Genomic DNA, 17907 nt, shown 5'->3' on the forward strand with positions numbered 1-17907 from the left:
GGGGATCATGCGCATTCTGTCGGTGTTCGGCACGCGCCCGGAAGCCATCAAGATGGCGCCCCTGGTGAAGGCGATCGAGGCGGAGTCCGGTCTGACCTCCCTTGTCTGCGTCACGGGCCAGCATCGGGCCATGCTGGACCAGGTGCTCGCGCTGTTCCAGATCACTCCCGATTACGACCTGGATGTGATGGTGCCGAACCAGACGCTCAACGGCCTGGTGGGCCGGGTGCTGGCCGCGCTCGATCCGGTGCTGGAGGCCGCCCAGCCGGACAGGGTGCTGGTGCATGGCGACACCTCCACCGCTTTGGCGGCGGCTTTGTGCGCCTTTCATCGCCGCATTCCCGTGGGCCATGTGGAAGCGGGCCTGCGCACCTATGACCTCGCCCAGCCCTGGCCGGAGGAGATGAACCGGCAGGTGGCCGACCGCCTGTGCGGCCTCCTGTTCGCGCCGACTCCCGTCGCCGCCGACAATCTGCGCGCCGAGCGCCTGTCGGGTCGCATCCATGTGACGGGGAACACGGTCATCGACGCCTTGTTCCTGGCGGTGGCCCGCATGGATGGGGATGCCGCCCTGCATGCCTCCCTTGAACAGGACTTCTCTTTCCTCGATCCCACCCGGCGGCTGGTGCTGGTGACCGGACACCGGCGCGAGAATTTCGGCGGTGGCTTCATCGCCATCTGCGAGGCGCTGGCGCGCATCGCGGCGCGGTCGGACGTGGAGATCGTGTATCCCGTTCATCTCAACCCCAACGTGCGCGAGCCGGTTCACCGCCTGCTGGACGGCCTGCCCAACGTCCATCTCATTCCCCCGCTGGACTATCTGCCCTTCGTCTACCTCATGCGCCGGAGCCATCTGGTGCTCACCGATTCGGGCGGCGTGCAGGAGGAGGCGCCCTCCCTCGGCAAGCCGGTCCTGGTGATGCGTGATGTTACGGAGCGGCCTGAGGCGGTGGCGGCGGGAACCGTGGAATTGGTGGGGACGAATGCCGATCGGATCGCCAGTGCGGTCGCTGCCCTGCTTGACGACGGCGAGCGATACGCGCATTTCGCTCGCCGCACCAATCCTTATGGCGACGGGCAGGCGTGCGGACGCATCGTCGCGGCCCTGGCGGGTCGCGATCCGGAACCGTTCGATCCCCTGCGTGCCCGCGAGCTTCAGGAGTGGGGGACGGGCCGATGAGCAAGTTAAAGTCGCAATTTCGGCTGTATCCAAGAGGATCCAACCGCCACTGCGGCCACCGGGCCGGGCCGCGGGAGGAGAGACAGAACATGAGCGCGCGTATGACCAGTTTCACCACCTTCGCACGGGCCACCGCGTCGGCCTCGCTTGCAGCGCTCGGCCTCGTCCTTGCCCAGCCGGCCTTCGCGCAAGGCGGCGCGCCAGCGCCGGCCGCCACGCAAACCCTGCCCGACGCGCTGAAGGCCCTGTCGGACGGCGATGTCTCGGTCTCGGTGGCTCTGTCGGATCTCGGCATCGAGCAGCCCATCAATCTCTCGGGCACCGATGCCCGCCGGACCCTCTTCCTGCCGGTTCCCGCCGGTGTCCCCATCCGCGACGGGGTGATCGCGCTGGATGCGCGCTATCTGCGCGGGGATGGCGGGCGCACCTCTTTCGTCGCCTCGGTGGACGGCACGCCCCAGTCGGCAAGCTCCCCCACATCCGCGCGGGGCGACGCCTCGGTGACGCTGGCGGTGGCGGATGCGCCGCGCAGTTCCGGCTTCGTGCAGCTCGGTGTCGCCTGGGCGTCCATGGTGGCCGAGCAGCTTTGCTTCGATGATCGCTCCATCGGCAACGTGCTGGAGGTGCTGCCCACCACCCGCCTGACCTACAGCTATGACCGCAACGCGGTGCGGGATCTGGCCACGGGCTGGACGGCCCTGCCGCCCACCACCCGCGTGCTGCTGGCGCCCGGCGCCCTGCCGGACCAGAGCTATGACGCCGCCTGGCGCATCGGCACGGTGCTGGAGCGGGCGAGCAAGCGCGTGGCCTTCGTGACCCTGCCGCAGGTGGGCGCCGAAGTGGACCTCGCGGGGCTGGAGATTCCGGCCGCGCTGAAGGGGATTCCCGCCTTCGCCGCGCTGTCGTCGGGCGGTCGTCACAAGATCGCCGACGCGGCGGAGCTGGGCGCGCTCCTCATGTTCGCGGGGCGCGGTCCCATCGGCGCGGACATCGTCATCTCCGACGACGCGCTGCGCGGCGCGCTGACCGCCGCCGCCGATGCGCTGCGCACCCAGATCGCCGCCCGTGGTCCGGAGGCGTCCTCCGCCTTCGAGGCGTGGCGCGCCTCCAGCTTCACTGCGGAGGCCGACCCCGCTGGCCGCAACCTGCGCATCGCCATGCTGGGCGGCCGGTCCGTGATCGTGGTGGACGCGGCGGCGGGTGCGCCGGCGGCCGGCATACTCTCCGATACGTGGCGCCGCACGCTCCAGACGGCGGCGGTGAAGGTGGCGGTGGCCCGCCCCACCGTGCCGGGCGATGTGCGCTCCATTCCCATTTCGCGGCTTGGCGGCGTTCCCGGCAGCTTCGACGTGATGGTGCGCGGCGACTGGACGGCTACCTTCGATCTCGGCAAGGCGGTGTCCGGCGGCGGGCTGCCCTCGCGGCTCGACCTCGACCTCGCGGCGGCGCCGGGCGCGGCCACCTCGCGGCCCGTGGCGTCGGTGTTCCTCAACGACTATCTGCTGGGCGCGCGCAATATGGACGCGAACGGGTCGCCCGAGCATCTCTCCGTCGATATTCCCTTCTACGCCCTCGCGCCGGTGAACGTGTTGCGCGTGTCGTTCCAGCGCCAGCCCATGGGCGACCGCTGCCGCGAGACGCCTCAGGCCTATCCGGTGGCCGTGCTCCCCTCAAGCCGCCTCGTGGCGGACACCGAGGCCACCTCCACGGACTTCGTGGGCGTCATCGCGCGCCTGTCGGGCCCGGTGGATCTGGTGGTGCCGCCCGCCTATGGCCGCGCTCCGTCCAAGAGCCTGTCGCGCCTCGTGTCGCTGGTGGCGGCTACCGGCGTCTCGCCCGAGCAGGCCCGCCTGGTGGTGGCCAAGGACGGGGCCGCCCATGTGCCGTCCGCCAACTTCCTCGCCTTCGACGTGGCAGTGGAGGGCGCGAAGCAGAAGGTGCGCCTGGACGGCGAGCGGCTGGTGCTGACCGGCCGTGACGATCAGCCGGTGCTCGATGTGGCGGGCCTCGACCGCTTGGCGGTGATCCAGGCCGTGTCCGCCGCCGGCAAGGTGGGGCTCGACTATCGCACCATCGGCAGCGGCCCGGCCTCGGCCGCGGCCTTCCAGCTCGGCACCGGCGATGTGGCGGTGATCGACGCCGGCGGGACCGTGGCGCAGATCAACACCCAGAGCGCGGTGGCGGCGGTTGCCGACCGCCCCATGGACTATCTGCGCAAAGCCTGGCTGGAGCGCGGCATGTGGGGGCCCATCGCGGTGGGCGTGGGGATCCTGCTGTTCGTGCTGCTGCTGCTGCGGGCGCGCGCGGCGCGTCGCCGGAACCAGTCGGGCCACTGATGAAGACGGGAGTGACCTTGGCGGCTGATGGAACCGGGGGAGGGGCGTGGGCATGAGCGCGCTCCTCCTCTATCCGGTCGCCTTCTATTACGTCACGCTGGAATGGGTGGCGGCGATCGTCGCCATCCTCATCATGCTGTCGAGCATCGATGACCTGTTCATCGACGGCTATTACTGGACCCGCGAGGTGATCCGCGCGCTCACCATCAAGCGCGCGCCCAATTATCGCCCCCTGACCCCGCAGATGCTGAAGGAGCAGCCGGAGAAGCCCATCGCCATCATGGTGCCCGCCTGGATGGAGGCCAATGTCATCGCGGTGATGCTGGACACCATGGTGGGGACGCTGGAATACCGGAACTACCAGATCTTCGTGGGCACCTATCCCAACGATCAGGCGACCATCGACGAAGTGGAGCGCATGAAGCGGCGCTTCAAGCAGCTTCAGCGCGTGGAGGTTCCCCATCCCGGCCCCACCTGCAAGGCGGACTGCCTCAACTGGGTGGTGCAGGCCATCTTCCTCTACGAGCAGCGCCACGACGTCGAGTTCGCGGGCGTGGTGCTGCACGATTGCGAGGACGTGATCCACCCGCTGGAGCTTCACCTCTTCAACTATCTCGTCCACCGCAAGGAACTGGTTCAGATCCCGGTCATGTCGCTGGAGCGGAACTGGTACGAACTGGTGGCCGGCACCTATATGGACGAGTTCGCCGAGTGGCACGCCAAGGACCTGCCGGTGCGCGAGAGCCTCTCGGGCATGGTGCCGTCCGCGGGCGTGGGCACCTGCTTCTCCCGCAAGGCGCTGCTGGCCTTGTGCGCGGAAACGCAAAACCAGCCCTTCAACACCGAAAGCCTCACCGAGGATTACGACATCGGCCTGCGCCTGACGCGCCAGGGCATGCAGTCCATCTTCGTGCGCTTCCCGGTGCAGTACCGCGTCATCCGCAAGCGCTGGCTGACCTCCAAGGACACCGAGGCCACCATCTCCATGCCGCTGTGCGTGCGGGAATTCTTCCCCGACACGTTCCGCGCCGCCTATCGCCAGAAGGCGCGCTGGACGCTGGGCATCGCGCTGCAGAGCTGGGTGCAGCTCGGCTGGCCGGGCTCCTTCGCCACCAAGTACCTGCTGTTCCGGGACCGCAAGTCCATCGTCACCTCGCTGGTGTCGATCCTGGCCTATTTCGTGCTGCTGAATTTCCTCGGCTTCTTCATCGCGTCGGAGCTGGGCTACGGGATGGAGCGCTTCCCGCCCTTGTTCACCGGCAACGCCTTCATGTCCTTTGTCCTGTTCTTCAACTTCATCGCGCTCTCGCTGCGCGTGGTGCAGCGGGTCTATTTCGTCGGCCGGTCCTATGGCTGGCAGCAGGGGCTGCTCTCGCTGCCGCGCATGGTGGTGGCGAACGCGGTGAACTTCATGGCGGCCGCCCGGGCCTGGAAGCTGTTCATCTCCTCCCTTCTGTTCGGCACCCGCGTGACCTGGGACAAGACCACCCACGCATTCCCCACCACCGAGCAATTGGCCAAGCGGCGCGCGCGCATCGGCGAATTGCTGCGCTCCTGGCAGGCGGTGGACCAGGACAAGCTGGACCGGGCCCTGGAGGAACAGCCGGGAGTCCAGCTTCCGCTCGGCCGCCTGCTGCTGGCGAAGGGCTGGCTGGACGACGACACCCTGGCCGAGGCGCTGGCGGCGCAGGAAGACATGCCGCGCGTGTTCCTGACGCCTGATGAGGTGAAAGCTCACGGCAGTTCGATCCCGCTCGCCCTCTGCGTGCGCCACCGCTGCATCGCCATGGGACCGGACGAAGCCGGCGCGCCGCGGGTGGCGGTGGGCGGCCCGCTCAGCCCGGCGGCCGAAGCGGAATTAGCCACCGTTCTCGGGCGCGCGCCGGTCCAGTGCATCGCCCGCGAAAGCGAGATCGCGGCGGCCCTGCGCATGCTCACCGGCGCGGCCGAAACGTTCAGTGCCCAGGCCGCGCCGCCCCTTCTCGGCGACGTGCTGATCGAGCAGGGCCTGGTGCAGCGGGCGGCCTTCGAGGCGGCCATGCTGGACTACCAGCCCGAGCGGGACGGACGCATCGGCGAACACCTGCTCCATCGCGGCGTGGTGACGCCTGAAGCCCTCCGGCGGGGCCTGGAACGGCAGCGCGCCCTGGTGGCGGCCTGAGCGGCCAATCCTCCATTCGTCCCGAAGGAACCAAAAAGCGACATTGATAGCCTGAGCCCATATGTCCAAAGTGCCTTTGCGGCATAGCGGGCGCATAGGCGCCGCCATGGCCACGGGCGGGGGCAGCGGGTCGCATGGGTAACGGCGTGTGCGTGGCGCGTTCGGTCGCGTTGGAATCCTTCCCCGTCGCTCGGCGCTCCGGCGGCGGGCTCTCTAGCATCCTGTGCCTTCTGCTGGCCTCGGCGGCAGTCGGGGCACTCACGCGCCCGGCCGCGGCCCAATCCACGGCGCCCTCCATCGGCGGCAGCACTCTCGCGTCGGACAAGCAGACGGGCTCGACCGGCGGCAGCGGCCAGGACGAGGTCAATTGCTACTACCGGCCCTATAGCGGCGCTGCCGGCGGCGCGGCGAATGAATCCTCCATCTATTTCACGACGGGTCTCAGCTCCGGCGCCACCTATGCCGACACAATGATCCTCGCCACGGCGACCGGAGGGACGGGCGGCAATGGCGGCGACGGAGCCGACTGCTTCGGCGGCTATCCGGGCGGCGCAGGCGGCGCAGGCGGCTATGTGGAGGTTCAGACAAACAGCCAGACCGGCACCTATACCTTCACCTATACGGGGATCGTGGCGATCTCCCAGGGCGGGCGGGGCGGCAACGGCGGCAGCACGTCTTCCCTGAGCTTCCAGGGCGGCGGCGGTGGCGCGGGCGGCAGCGCCAGTGAGGTCTTCATAGAGAACTATGTGTCCATCACGACCACGGGGTCGAATTCCTACGGCATATGGGCGCAGAGCATCGGCGGCCAGGGCGGCAATGGCGGCAATGAGGACAGCCCCATCAGCAGCGGCAATGGCGGGGCGGCCGGCGCGGGCGGCACGGGCAATGAGATCCTCCTCTACAATTTCGCGCCCATCACCTCCCAGACCACGGCCATCTTCGCCCAGAGCATCGGCGGCAGCGGTGGCGACGGCGGCAACGCGGACGGGTGGTTCGGCGGCGTCAGCGGCGGTGGCGGATATGGCGGCGACGCCGGCCAAGTCTGGGTGATGAACGGGTATAATTCCACGGCGACGCTCACCACCACCGGCGCGGGCGCCTACGGCATCTATGCCCAGTCCGTGGGCGGCGGCGGCGGAAACGCAGGCGTGGCGGCGGGCCTTGTGGCGCTCGGCGGCTCCGGCGGTCCGGCCGGCTACAGTTCGGCCGTCGAGGTGCTGAACTATTCCAGCATCACCACCACGGGCGGCTCGGCCGCCGCCATCTTCGCCCAGTCCTTGGGCGGCGCGGGCGGTTCGGGCGGCATGGCCTTCTCCGGTGCGCCGGGTCTCGCGGTGGCGCTCGGCGGGTCCGGCGGCGATGGCGGCAGCGGCAACCAGGTGGCCGTCATCAATTATGGCGACCTGTGCACGGGCGCCTGCAACGGAAGCAGCACGCCCACCTCGGCGGGCGGCTCCTACGGCATTCTCGCCCAGTCCATCGGCGGCGGCGGCGGCGCGGGCGGGTTCGGCCTGTCGGGCTCGGCCTCCCTGGTGGCGGGCGTGTCGCTCGCCGTGGGTGGCACGGGTGGCGACGGCGGCAGCGGCTCCGGCATCTTCGTGGGCAATACCGGAAACATCACCACGTCTGAGGTCAATTCCGGCGGCATCCTCGCCCAGTCCGTGGGCGGCGGCGGCGGCTCGGGCGGCGGCAGCGTTTCCTTCGACCTGACGGACGGGGTTTCGGCCGCCATTGCCCATGGCGGTTCCGGGGGCGGCGGCGGGGCCGGCAGCCCGGTCGGGGTCAATTGCAACACCTATTCCGGCAATTCCGGCAGTAACGGCGCCTGCAGCACCATCACCTTCACCGGCTGGCAGACCATCGGCGGCCCGGCGGGCACGTCGCTTATCTCCACGGCAGGCGACAGCTCCCCGGGCATCGTCGCCCAGTCCATCGGCGGCGGCGGCGGCTCGGGCGGCTATGCCGTGTCCCTGTCCGGTTCGACGGAGGGCTCTTTCACCCTCGGATTCGGTGGAAAGGGCGGGTCCGGCGGGGACGGCAGCGATGTCTATACCGGCACCAACGGCGTCAGCATCCTGACCCAGGGCGACGATTCCCACGGCCTCGTGGGCCAGTCCATCGGCGGCGGCGGCGGCGTGGGCGGCACGAGCGTGACGGCGAACGTCTCCACCGGCTCCTCGCTCGGCCTCACGGTGGGCGGCAGCGGCGGATCGGGCGGTCTCGCGACCTCCGTCATCGCCGACAATTCCGGCGGCATCATCAACACCAACGGAGAGCGCTCCCACGGCATTCTCGCCCAGGCCATCGGCGGCGGCGGCGGCGCGGGCGGCAACACCGTCTCCGTGGATGCGGGGAGCTTCTCCGGCAGCCTCACCGTGGGCGGTCAGGGCGGGTCCGGCGGCGCGGCCGGAAACGTCTGGGTCTACAACCAGAATTCGACGGTTAGCGACAGCTACGGATCGGCGAACATCACCGTCAACGGCCCGGAATCCAGCGCCATCGTGGCCCAGTCCATCGGCGGCGGCGGTGGGTCCGGCGGCTTCAGCATCAATGCCGATCTCGGCATCTCCGCATCCGCCGGCATCACGGTGGGCGGCGCGGGCGGCAGCGGCAATTCGGCCGGCGCCGTCACGGTGTTGAACTACGGAAAGCTCACCTCCAATTACGGCGGCGCGCCCGTGCTGCTGGCCCAGTCCATCGGCGGCGGCGGCGGCAATGGCGGCTTCGTGGCCTCGGGCGACCTGTCCGGCGACGCGGCGTTCAGTTTCAGCGTCGGCGGCGCTGCGGGGGCGGGAAGCTCGGCCGGGAGCGTAAGCGTCACCAGCTATGGCGAGATCTTCGCCAATACGGGCTCTTATGGAACCGAGGCGCGCGGCACTGCGCCGGGCATTCTCGCCCAGTCCATCGGCGGGGGCGGCGGCAATGGCGGCTTCGCGGTGGGCGGGGATTTCTCCGGCTCCGCGTCCGGCACCCTCGATCTCGGTGGGGGCAGCGGGGCCGGTGGCACGGCCGGGGCGGTGAGCGTCACCGCTTACGCCTCGATCCAGATGAACGGCCCCTTCTCGCCCGGCGTGGTGGGGCAGAGCCTCGGTGGCCAGGGTGGCAATGGCGGCTTCGCCGTATCCGGCAGCCTGGGAGACGACCTCTCGTCCGCGGTCAGCCTGGGCGCGGGCGGCGGGGCGGGCGGCACCGCCACGGGCGTCACCATCGCGACGCAGGACGTGTCCTCGGCCGGCTACAACCAGTCCGCCGGCATCATCGCCCAGGCCATCGGCGGGTCCGGCGGCAATGGCGGCTGGGATTTCGCGGGCTCGCTCGGCACCGGCGCCAGCGCCCCCGTGAGCATCGGCGGCACCGGCGGTTCGGGTGGTTCTGTCACCGGAACCGTCCAGGTGACGGCCAACGGAACCACCACCACCACAGGCCTCGTCTCGCCGGGCATCCTTGCGCAATCCATCGGCGGCTCCGGCGGCAATGGCGGCTTCAGCGCCGGGGCGGCGGGTGCCGTCGTCTTCGCGACCGACGTGACGGTGGGCGGGGGCGGCGGCTCGGGGGGCGGCTCCGGCGCGGTCATCGTCACCGCTTCCGGCACCGTGGCCACCAATGCCGCCCAGTCCATCGGCATTCTCGCCCAGTCCATTGGCGGCTCGGGCGGCAATGGCGGCTTCGCCATAGCGGGCTCGGGCTCCACGGGCGGCGGCGATGCCAAGGTGTCCGTGGGCGGCGCGGGCGCCACGGGCGGGGGCGGCGGGTCCGGCCAGAATGCCGGGACCGTCACCGTCACGGCGGCGGATATCATCACGGCCGGATACGGCGCCACCGGTGTCCTCGCTCAGTCCATCGGTGGGGCAGGCGGCAATGGCGGGTCCAGCCGCGCCTTCAGCCTGTCAGGGACGGACTCGCAGACGTCCGGCTATGCGGCCTCCGTCGCCATCGGCGGCTCGGGCGCTTCGGGCGGGGCCGGGAGCACTGTCACGCTCACGCAGGTGGGCGTCGTCCAGACCGGCGTGTCGGGTATATCCTACGACCAGTCGGCGGGGCTCATCGCCCAGTCCATCGGCGGCTCGGGCGGCAATGGCGGCTCGGCGGATGCCAATGCCATCGCCTCCACCACGGCGGTTTCCGTCGCCATCGGCGGGGGCGGGGCGAGCGGGGGAGACGGCGGCAGCGTCATCCTCAACAGCAATGCCAATGTCACCAGCGGCGGCATCTTCACGTCCGGCCAGCATTCCTCGGCCATCATCGCCCAGTCCATCGGCGGCGGCGGCGGCAATGGCGGCTGGACCCAGGCCACCGCCTCCAGCAACGATTATGCGGCAGGCGTCGCCATCGGCGGCTATGGCGATGGCGGAGGCACCGCGGGAAGCGTTTCCGTCACCAGCGGCGGCACGCTGGCGACCTATGGCGCCCTGTCCTACGGCATTCTCGCCCAGTCCATCGGCGGCGGCGGCGGCAATGGCGGGGCGGCCTCCAGCACCACGAATGCGGGCAGCGGGGAAGAGCTTTCGGGCGGTGTCACCTCCATCGCCGGCTCGGGCGCAGCCTCGGTGGCGACCAATGTCAGCTCGGCGGTTTCCGGCGCCTCCAGCAGCAGCCCGTCCAACGGCAGCAGCAGCGCCACCGACGGCACTTCGGCATCCGTCACCATTGGTGGCTTCGCCGGCAATGGGGGTAACGGCGCGGGCGTGACGGTGGCGAATGGCTCGTCCATCTTAACCTTTGGCGACCAGTCCACGGCCATCTTCGCCCAGTCGGTGGGCGGTGGCGGCGGATCGGGCGGCTCCAGCTCCAACAATGCCAGCGGCAGCTCCTATGCGGCGTCCTTCAGCCTGGGCGGCGGTGCCGGCACGGGCGGGACGGGCGGTGCCGTCACCGTGACCTCCACGGGCTATATCCAGACGCTGGGCCTCCAGGCGGCGGGCATCTTCGCGCAGTCCGTGGGCGGCGGCGGCGGCACGGGCGGCTCCTCTTCCAGCACGGCCGGCAGCGGCGGACAGGCCGCCATCAGCATGAGCCTCGGCGGCTCGGGCGGGGATGGGGGCACGGGCGGCACCGTCACGGTGAATGCCGGCTCCTCGGTCGCCGCCTATCTCAACACGGTCGGCTCCAATGCGGCGGGCATCTTCGCCCAGTCGGTGGGCGGCGGCGGCGGCAATGGCGGCTCCAGCAGCGCGTCGGCCACCGCGCCGGGATCGAGCACGAGCAGCGGCCCCAGCACCAGCGCGACGGGCAGCACGTCCGGTGAGGCGACCGGCAGCGAAACCACGTCGGCGGCTGGCCATTCCAGCGGGCAGTCCGGCAGTCAGGCGGGCACGAGCGGGGGCTATTCGCTGGCCATGAGCCTTGGCGGCGGCGGGGGAACGGCGGGTGACGGCAATTCCGTCAACGTCACCAACCAATATGCCATCGTCACCGGCCTGAACATGACCGGCACGACCACCCTCGTCACGCCCGGTGACCAATCTCCGGCCATCTTCGCGCAGTCGGTGGGCGGTGGCGGCGGCAATGGCGGCTCCAGCACCACCAACAGCTCGGCGGGCAATTACAGCGCCTCCCTGGCGCTGGGCGGAAACGGAAGCTCGGGCGGCACGGGCGGCGGCGTGAGCGTGACCAGCAGCGGCACGCTCCAGACGTCCGGCTCCAATTCGGCGGCGCTCTTCGCGCAGTCGGTGGGCGGCGGCGGCGGCAGTGGCGGCTCGGCCTCCAGCACCACCTCGTCCGGCGGTCCGCTGGCCCTGTCGCTCGGCCTCGGCGGAAGCGGCGACGGTGGCGGGGCGGGCGGCACGGTGACCGTGACGGTGACCGCGCCCAACACCGTCAACGACTTCTACGGAATCGCCACGCAGGGCGCCAATTCCTACGGTGTCTTCGCCCAGTCCGTGGGCGGCGGCGGCGGCAATGGCGGCGCGGTCACCAACTCCGCCACGGGCGCCAGCAGCAGTTCGTCCGGCAGCGATAATACGGCCTCCACCTCGGGGGGCAGCACGTCATCCACCGCAGAGGACGGCGCGGCCTTGTCCATGGGGCTGGGCGGGACCGCCGGCGGCGGCGGCGGCGGCGGCACCGTTTCGATTACGATCGCGGCGCCCGTGACCACGACGGGCGTGCAGTCCGTCGGCATTTTCGGCCAGTCGGTGGGCGGCGGCGGTGGCACGGGCGGTGCCTCCACCAGCAACGCCACCAACGGCACCTATGCCCTCGCGCTCGGCCTTGGCGGCAGCGGCGGTTCGGGCGGTGCGGGCGGGCAGGTTTCCGTCAGCGCCACGGGCTCGGTGCTCACTTATGGCACCAGCGCGACGGGCATTTTCGCGCAGTCCGTGGGCGGCGGCGGCGGCGTGGGCGGCTCCTCCAGAGGGGGCAGCACGGGAGGCAGCAACTTCAACGCCACCCTGTCCCTGGGCGGGTCGGGCGGATCGGGTGGCAACGGCGGCGCGGTCTCCCTCACCTTCACCGGCCCTTCGGCGGCGACCACGCTTTCTACCAACGGCGCCTATGCCTATGGCCTCCTGGCGCAGTCCGTGGGCGGCGGCGGCGGCGTGGGCGGCGCGAGCAATAGCAGCAGCACCGGCAGCGGCCAGGCGAACCTCGCACTCTCGCTCGGCGGGACGGGGGGCAGCGGCGGCGACGGCGGCGCGGTGAGCGTCACCACCGACGATGCCGAGACCTCCACATCCGGGGTCGGTGCCATCGGGCTCCTGGCCCAGTCCATCGGCGGCGGTGGCGGCGCGGGCGGCACCAGCGAGGTCATGGCGTCCGCGTCCAATAGCAGTGGCACCGCCAATTATGCGGCGGGCCTTTCGCTGGGTGGCAGCGGGGGCGATGGCGGCTCGGGCGGCACGGTCGACGTCGTGAATTCCATGGCGACCTACACGACCGGCGCCTTCGCGCCTGCCGTCCTCGCGCAATCCATCGCGGGCGGCGGCGGCGTGGCTTCGGGTGCGGCGTCGGTCTCCGGCAGTACCGCCTCCAGCAGCATCACGCTTTCCTTGGGTGGCAGCGGCGGGTCGGGTGGCGATGCGGAGCAGATCTCCGTTCAGAATAACGGCGCGATCGCCACGACGGGCATGGAATCCTACGGTGTCGTCGCCCAGTCCATCGCCGGCGGCGGCGGCTTCGGCGGCGTGGTGATGATCGGAAGCAGCTCCAGTTCGCTGACCACGGAACACACCATCACACTTGGCGCCACCGGGTCGGTGAGCGGCAATGGCGATGTCGTCGCGCTGGTTGCTGGAGGTCCCGTAACAACCTCTGGCGTCCGGTCCATGGGGCTGGTGGCGCAGTCCATCGGCGGCGGCGGCGGTCTGGCCGGCCTGCCCACGGACGGCCAGGAAAGCGTCTCCTCCAGCGGCACCGTGACATTGGGCGGTGCGTCCGGCGGCAGCGGCAGCAGCGTTGTCGTGTCCGCCCTCAGCGGCTCGAGCATTTCCACCGCCGGCATGCTCGCCCATGCCGTTGTGGCGCAGTCCATCGGTGGCGGCGGCGGCCTCGCCACCGTGGGGGCCTACACGCTGACCCTGGGCGGCAGCGCGGGCGGCAGCGGCGGAGACGTGAGCGTCTCCACATTCGGCAGCATCACCACCACCGGCCAAGCGGCTCTGGGCATCGTGGCCCAGTCCATCGGCGGCGGCGGCGGCCTCGGCCGCGCCACATCGGCGGTCAAGTTCGCGGGCTCCGGCTCCGGCGGCGACGGCGGCAGCGTGACGGTGAATGTGGGCGCCTCGATCACCACCAGCGGCACGAATTCGGTGGGCGTTCTCGCCCAGTCCATCGGCGGCGGCGGTGGCGTGGCGGTGAGCAACGACATGGCGCTCTCCTATAGCGCGGGCGGCGGATCGGGCTCCGGCGGCGCGGTCACGGTGAATGTCAGCGCGCCCATCGTCGCCAGCGGGACCAACACCTACGGCGTCATCGCCCAGTCGGTGAGCGACGGCGGCGGCCTCGTGATGAACGGCACCTCCATGGAGTTCGTGGCGGGCAATCTCACCGCCTCCGGCAAGGTGTTCGTGAGCCTTGAGAGCGGCGGCTCGGTGACCGCGCCGGGCGGCGGGGGCACCGGCATCTACATGCAGGGCAACGGCGATCCCATCCTCAACATGGCCGCGGGATCGAGCATCACCGGCGGCGTGGGCGGCATCGGCGTCGTCAGCGACGGCACCGAGACCTACATCAATTCCTACGGCACCATCTCCACCCTGGACGGCGCGGACGGCCTCGCCGTCAAGACCCTGACGGGCTTTGCCCAGGTGGTCACGGGCGGCAGCATCGTGGGCAACCTGTCGCTCACGCCGGGGGCGGTCAATTCGCTCACCAACCTCTCGGGCGGCACCATCTGGGCGGGCTCCTCGCTGGATCTCGGCGGAACGAGCAACCTGTTCACCAATGCCGGCATGCTGCGCAGCGGTTTCTCGGCGCTGGGCACCACCACCATCAATGGCAGCCTCGTCCAGACCGGCACGGGCGTGCTCGGGATCCGGGCGGACCAGCTCTCCGGCCAGTCGGACAGCTTCGTCATCAATGGCGATGCCCGTCTCTCCGGCGGCGTGCTGGGCATGGTCTACAACCCCGCCCGCGCCATGCCGGGCCATTACGACACGCCCTTCCTGAGCGTGCTCGGGACTTTCACCACCTCGAACCTCGTGGCGCTGGGCGATACTGCGATCCTCGATTTCTCCCTCGCGGAGATCGGCGGCGGGCTGAGCCTGGGCACCACCATCGACTTCACGCCCTTCGGCCTCTCCGCGCGGGGGCTCGCCACCGGTGCGCTCATCGGGGAAATCCAGACACGGGGTTCCTCTCCCCTGTTCGAGACCATCGTCCCGGCGCTGCTGGACGTGACGACCGTGGCCGGCCTCGAACAATCCTATGAGACCGTGGGCGGCGGCGCCGTCTCCCTCGTTCCAACCACCATGATCAACGCCGCCTCGGCGGCCATGGCGGGCATCACCACCCAGATGGACCAGTGGCGCACGGGCCTGCGGCCGGCCTCCACCGTGCTGGGATACGCGGCTTCGGCCGGCGGCTCCGGTTCGGAGCAGGCGGCGGGCACGGGCGGCCGCTATTTCTGGGGCACGCCCATGGGCAGCCTCACCACCGGCGGCGGGCTCTCGGGCTCGACGCTGGGCGGCCTCGTGGGTATCGACGGCGAACTGACGAGCATGCCGGCTTTGGCGGGCGCCGCGGTCAGCTTCTCCACCACCGGCATTTCCGCCAATGCCTATGGGGCGGACGTTTCCACCAGCTATGGCAGCTTCAACCTGTACGGCCTCTATCAGGCCGGCCCGGCCTATGTGTCGGCCATCGCCAGCGCGGGCTATGGCAGCGCCAATCTCGACCGCAACCTCTACAGCCTGAACCTGAACCTCGCCACGGACAGCGGTTTCGACGGCACGGTGCTGGGCGGGCGAATCGAGGCGGGCTACAGCTTCGCGCTGGGGGCGACCGGCGCGAGTTTCACGCCCTTCGTGGCCTTCCAGCCGACCCAGCTCTGGCTCGGCGCTGGCTCGGAGATGTTCACCCTTGGGCGCGGCCTCTCCTACGACAGCACGACGATCACGGCGCTGCCGCTCTATATGGGCTTCCAACTGGACGGGCGCTGGACGACCGCCAGCGGGCAGCAGGTGGCGCCCTATCTGCGGGCCGCCTGGATGCATGATTTCAGCCCGAACCGGGACGTGCCGCGCAGCTTCGCGGAATTGCCGGGCATCGCCTTCTCGGGTACGGCCATTCCCACCGTGAGCAATGCGGCGGACCTGCATGCGGGGATCCAGTTCCTGGCCGGACCCAACACCGCGCTTTCGGCGGGCTTCGATGCGCAACTCGCGGAGGGCTATTCCACCGTAGGTGCCTCCGCCAGCTTCCGCGTGCGGTGGTAATCAGACGCCTCTGTCGCAGGGACGGACCATTGACCCGGCCGTCGCGGCGCGCTTAGTGTGCCCGTGACGGTTCCCCTAGGGGATCAAAAGGGAATGTGGTGAGGTGACCCCCTTCGGGGTGTTTGCCGAAGCCATGGCTGCCCCCGCAACTGTAAGCGGCGAGTCCATCGTCATCAGCCACTGGGCCTCGGCCTGGGAAGGCGACGAACCGGACACCGACCCGCGAGCCAGGAGACCTGCCGTCAGCCGTGGTCACGCGCGAGCACGTTGGGCGGGGTGTCCTGATGGTGGTTTCCAGGCGGCCAAGTGGTCGCACGGAGCCTCGTTCGCGGTGACGGACCACTCGTCCCGCCGAGGCCGATATGTCTTCCCGCCTGATGTCTTCCGCCCGCCCGGCGGTTCACGCTGCTTTTTCCGCATTGCTGCTCGCCACCACCTCCACCGCCGTCCTGGCGCAGGCGGCGTCGGGAACCGCCTCCGGTTCCACGTCCGACCTGCCGGAAATCGTGGTGAGCGCCACGGGCATCCCGACCCCCGCCAGTCAGATCGCCTCCTCGGTGAGCGTCGTGACGTCCGAGGATATCGAGCGCCAGCAGCTGCGCACCGTTCCCCAGGTGCTGCAATCCCTGCCGGGCCTCAATGTGGTGCAGACCGGCGGGCCGGGGGGGCAGACCTCGGTCTTCATCCGCGGCACCAATTCCAACCATGTGAAGGTGCTGATCGACGGCATCGACGCGGGCAATCCCTCCTCGCCCAACGGCGCCTTCGATTTCGGCCAGTTGCTCGCCACCGACCTTGCGCGCGTTGAAGTGCTGCGCGGTCCGCAGAGCGGCCTTTACGGGTCCGACGCCATTGGCGGCGTGATCTCCGTCACCACCAAGAAGGGCGAGGGGCCGCCGAAATTCTTCGCCTTCGTGGAAGGCGGGGCCATGGGCACCTTCAACCAGGCGGCGGCGGTGAGCGGCTCCACGGACCGGCTCGGCTACTCGTTCAACGTCACCCATTTCTCGTCCACGGACATTCCCGTGACGCCCCCCGGCCTGCTGCCGCCGGGCTATCCCAACAATCCCAACGCCTATGACAACTGGACCTATTCGACCCGCCTCGACCTTCAGGTGACGGACGATCTCGCCCTGAATTTCGTGGCCCGCTACATCGACAGCCAGCTCTCCTACACGCCGGACATCTACCCCCCGCCTTTCTTCTCGGCGATTCCGGCGCCCGAGCGCTCCACCACCTTCAACAGCATGTTCTTCACCAAGGGGGAGGGCGTGTGGACGGCGCTGGACGGCGCGCTCGCCACCACGTTCGGCGTGAGCGCCATGAATACCTCGAACCCCACTTACGGCCCCAACACCTCGGTGAACGGCCAGTATGACGGGGACCGGCAGATCTATTACCTGCGCTCCAACTACGCCTTCGCGCCGGGGCAGAACCTGCTGGCGGGCGTGGAGCGGCGCAACGAGGCCATGACCTCCTCCACCCAATATACCAGCATCGAGGCCAATACCGGCGACACGGGCGTCTATGCGGAATGGCAGACCAAGCTCGGCGAGCGCTTTTTCGGCGCGGCCAATATCCGCTATGACAGCAACGACGATTACGGCGACCACACCACCTACCGCATCGCGCCCGGCATGCTGATCCCCGAGACGGGAACGACGCTGAAGGGCAGCTACGGCACCGGCTTCAAGGCACCGACCCTCTACCAGCTCTATGCGCCGCTCTACGGCAATGCGGAGCTGCAGCCCGAAGAAAGCACGGGCTACGACATCGGCTTCGAGCAGGAGGTGTTCGGGGGCAAGGTGACGTTCGGCGCCACCTACTTCCACAACGACATCACCAACCTCATCAGCTACGACCCCGTGACGTACCAAAACGTCAACATCTCCGACGCCACCACGGAGGGCGCGGAAACCTTCATCGCCATGCAGGTGACGGACCGGCTGAAGCTGCGGGTGGACTACACCTACACGTATGTGGTGGGCTACATGCCCGCCGGCACGTCCTTCGGTGCCGCCTGCGCGCCGCTCACCTTCACCTCGTGCACGCCGCTGCGGCGGCCCAACAACAAGGTGAGCGTGACCGCCGACTGGAACCCCACGGACCAGCTCAACCTTTCCGCGACGCTCATCTATGCCTCGGCCTGGTGGGATATCGTGCGCCTCACCAGCGATTATATCGACCAGCCCGGCTACACGGTGGTGAACCTCGCGGCCAATTATGCCTGGATGCCCAACGCCACTTTGTTCGGGCGCATCGACAATCTGTTCGACCAGACCTACGAGAATCCGAACGGCTTCCTGGCGCCGGGCTTCGGCGCCTATGGCGGCGTGAAGTTCACCTATTGAGGTGGGC

The 17907-nt window shown here is 69.7% G+C and carries 5 protein-coding genes and 1 riboswitch; all 5 genes read left to right on the plus strand.

Annotation, left to right across the window (positions count from 1 at the left end; all coding sequences use genetic code 11):
* Nucleotides 1–7: 7 nt before the first annotated feature.
* The 5 genes from wecB (at nucleotide 8) to EJJ38_RS04700 (ending at nucleotide 17900) form a co-directional block, all read left to right on the plus strand.
* A complete protein-coding gene (gene wecB, locus EJJ38_RS04680; protein WP_127088966.1) occupies nucleotides 8–1180 on the plus strand; it encodes a non-hydrolyzing UDP-N-acetylglucosamine 2-epimerase in 1173 nt (390 codons plus the stop codon).
* Between the two features lie 89 nt (nucleotides 1181–1269).
* Entirely contained in the window at nucleotides 1270–3516 is a 2247-nt protein-coding gene (locus EJJ38_RS04685; protein ID WP_127088967.1) for a hypothetical protein, read from the plus strand.
* 52 nt (nucleotides 3517–3568) lie between these two features.
* Complete coding sequence (locus EJJ38_RS04690; protein ID WP_127088968.1) at nucleotides 3569–5677, plus strand: glycosyl transferase family protein; 2109 nt, start codon at nucleotides 3569–3571, stop codon at nucleotides 5675–5677.
* Between the two features lie 152 nt (nucleotides 5678–5829).
* Entirely contained in the window at nucleotides 5830–15549 is a 9720-nt protein-coding gene (locus tag EJJ38_RS04695; RefSeq protein WP_127088969.1) for an autotransporter outer membrane beta-barrel domain-containing protein, read from the plus strand.
* 50 nt (nucleotides 15550–15599) lie between these two features.
* Nucleotides 15600–15807: riboswitch (cobalamin riboswitch) on the plus strand.
* Between the two features lie 104 nt (nucleotides 15808–15911).
* Nucleotides 15912–17900 (plus strand): TonB-dependent receptor plug domain-containing protein, encoded by a 1989-nt coding sequence (locus EJJ38_RS04700; RefSeq protein WP_127088970.1) that lies wholly within the window; start codon nucleotides 15912–15914, stop codon nucleotides 17898–17900.
* Nucleotides 17901–17907 lie beyond the last annotated feature (7 nt).

It is taken from the genome of Aquabacter cavernae (assembly GCF_003993795.1).
GTDB classification, from domain to species: Bacteria; Pseudomonadota; Alphaproteobacteria; order Rhizobiales; family Xanthobacteraceae; genus Aquabacter; species Aquabacter cavernae.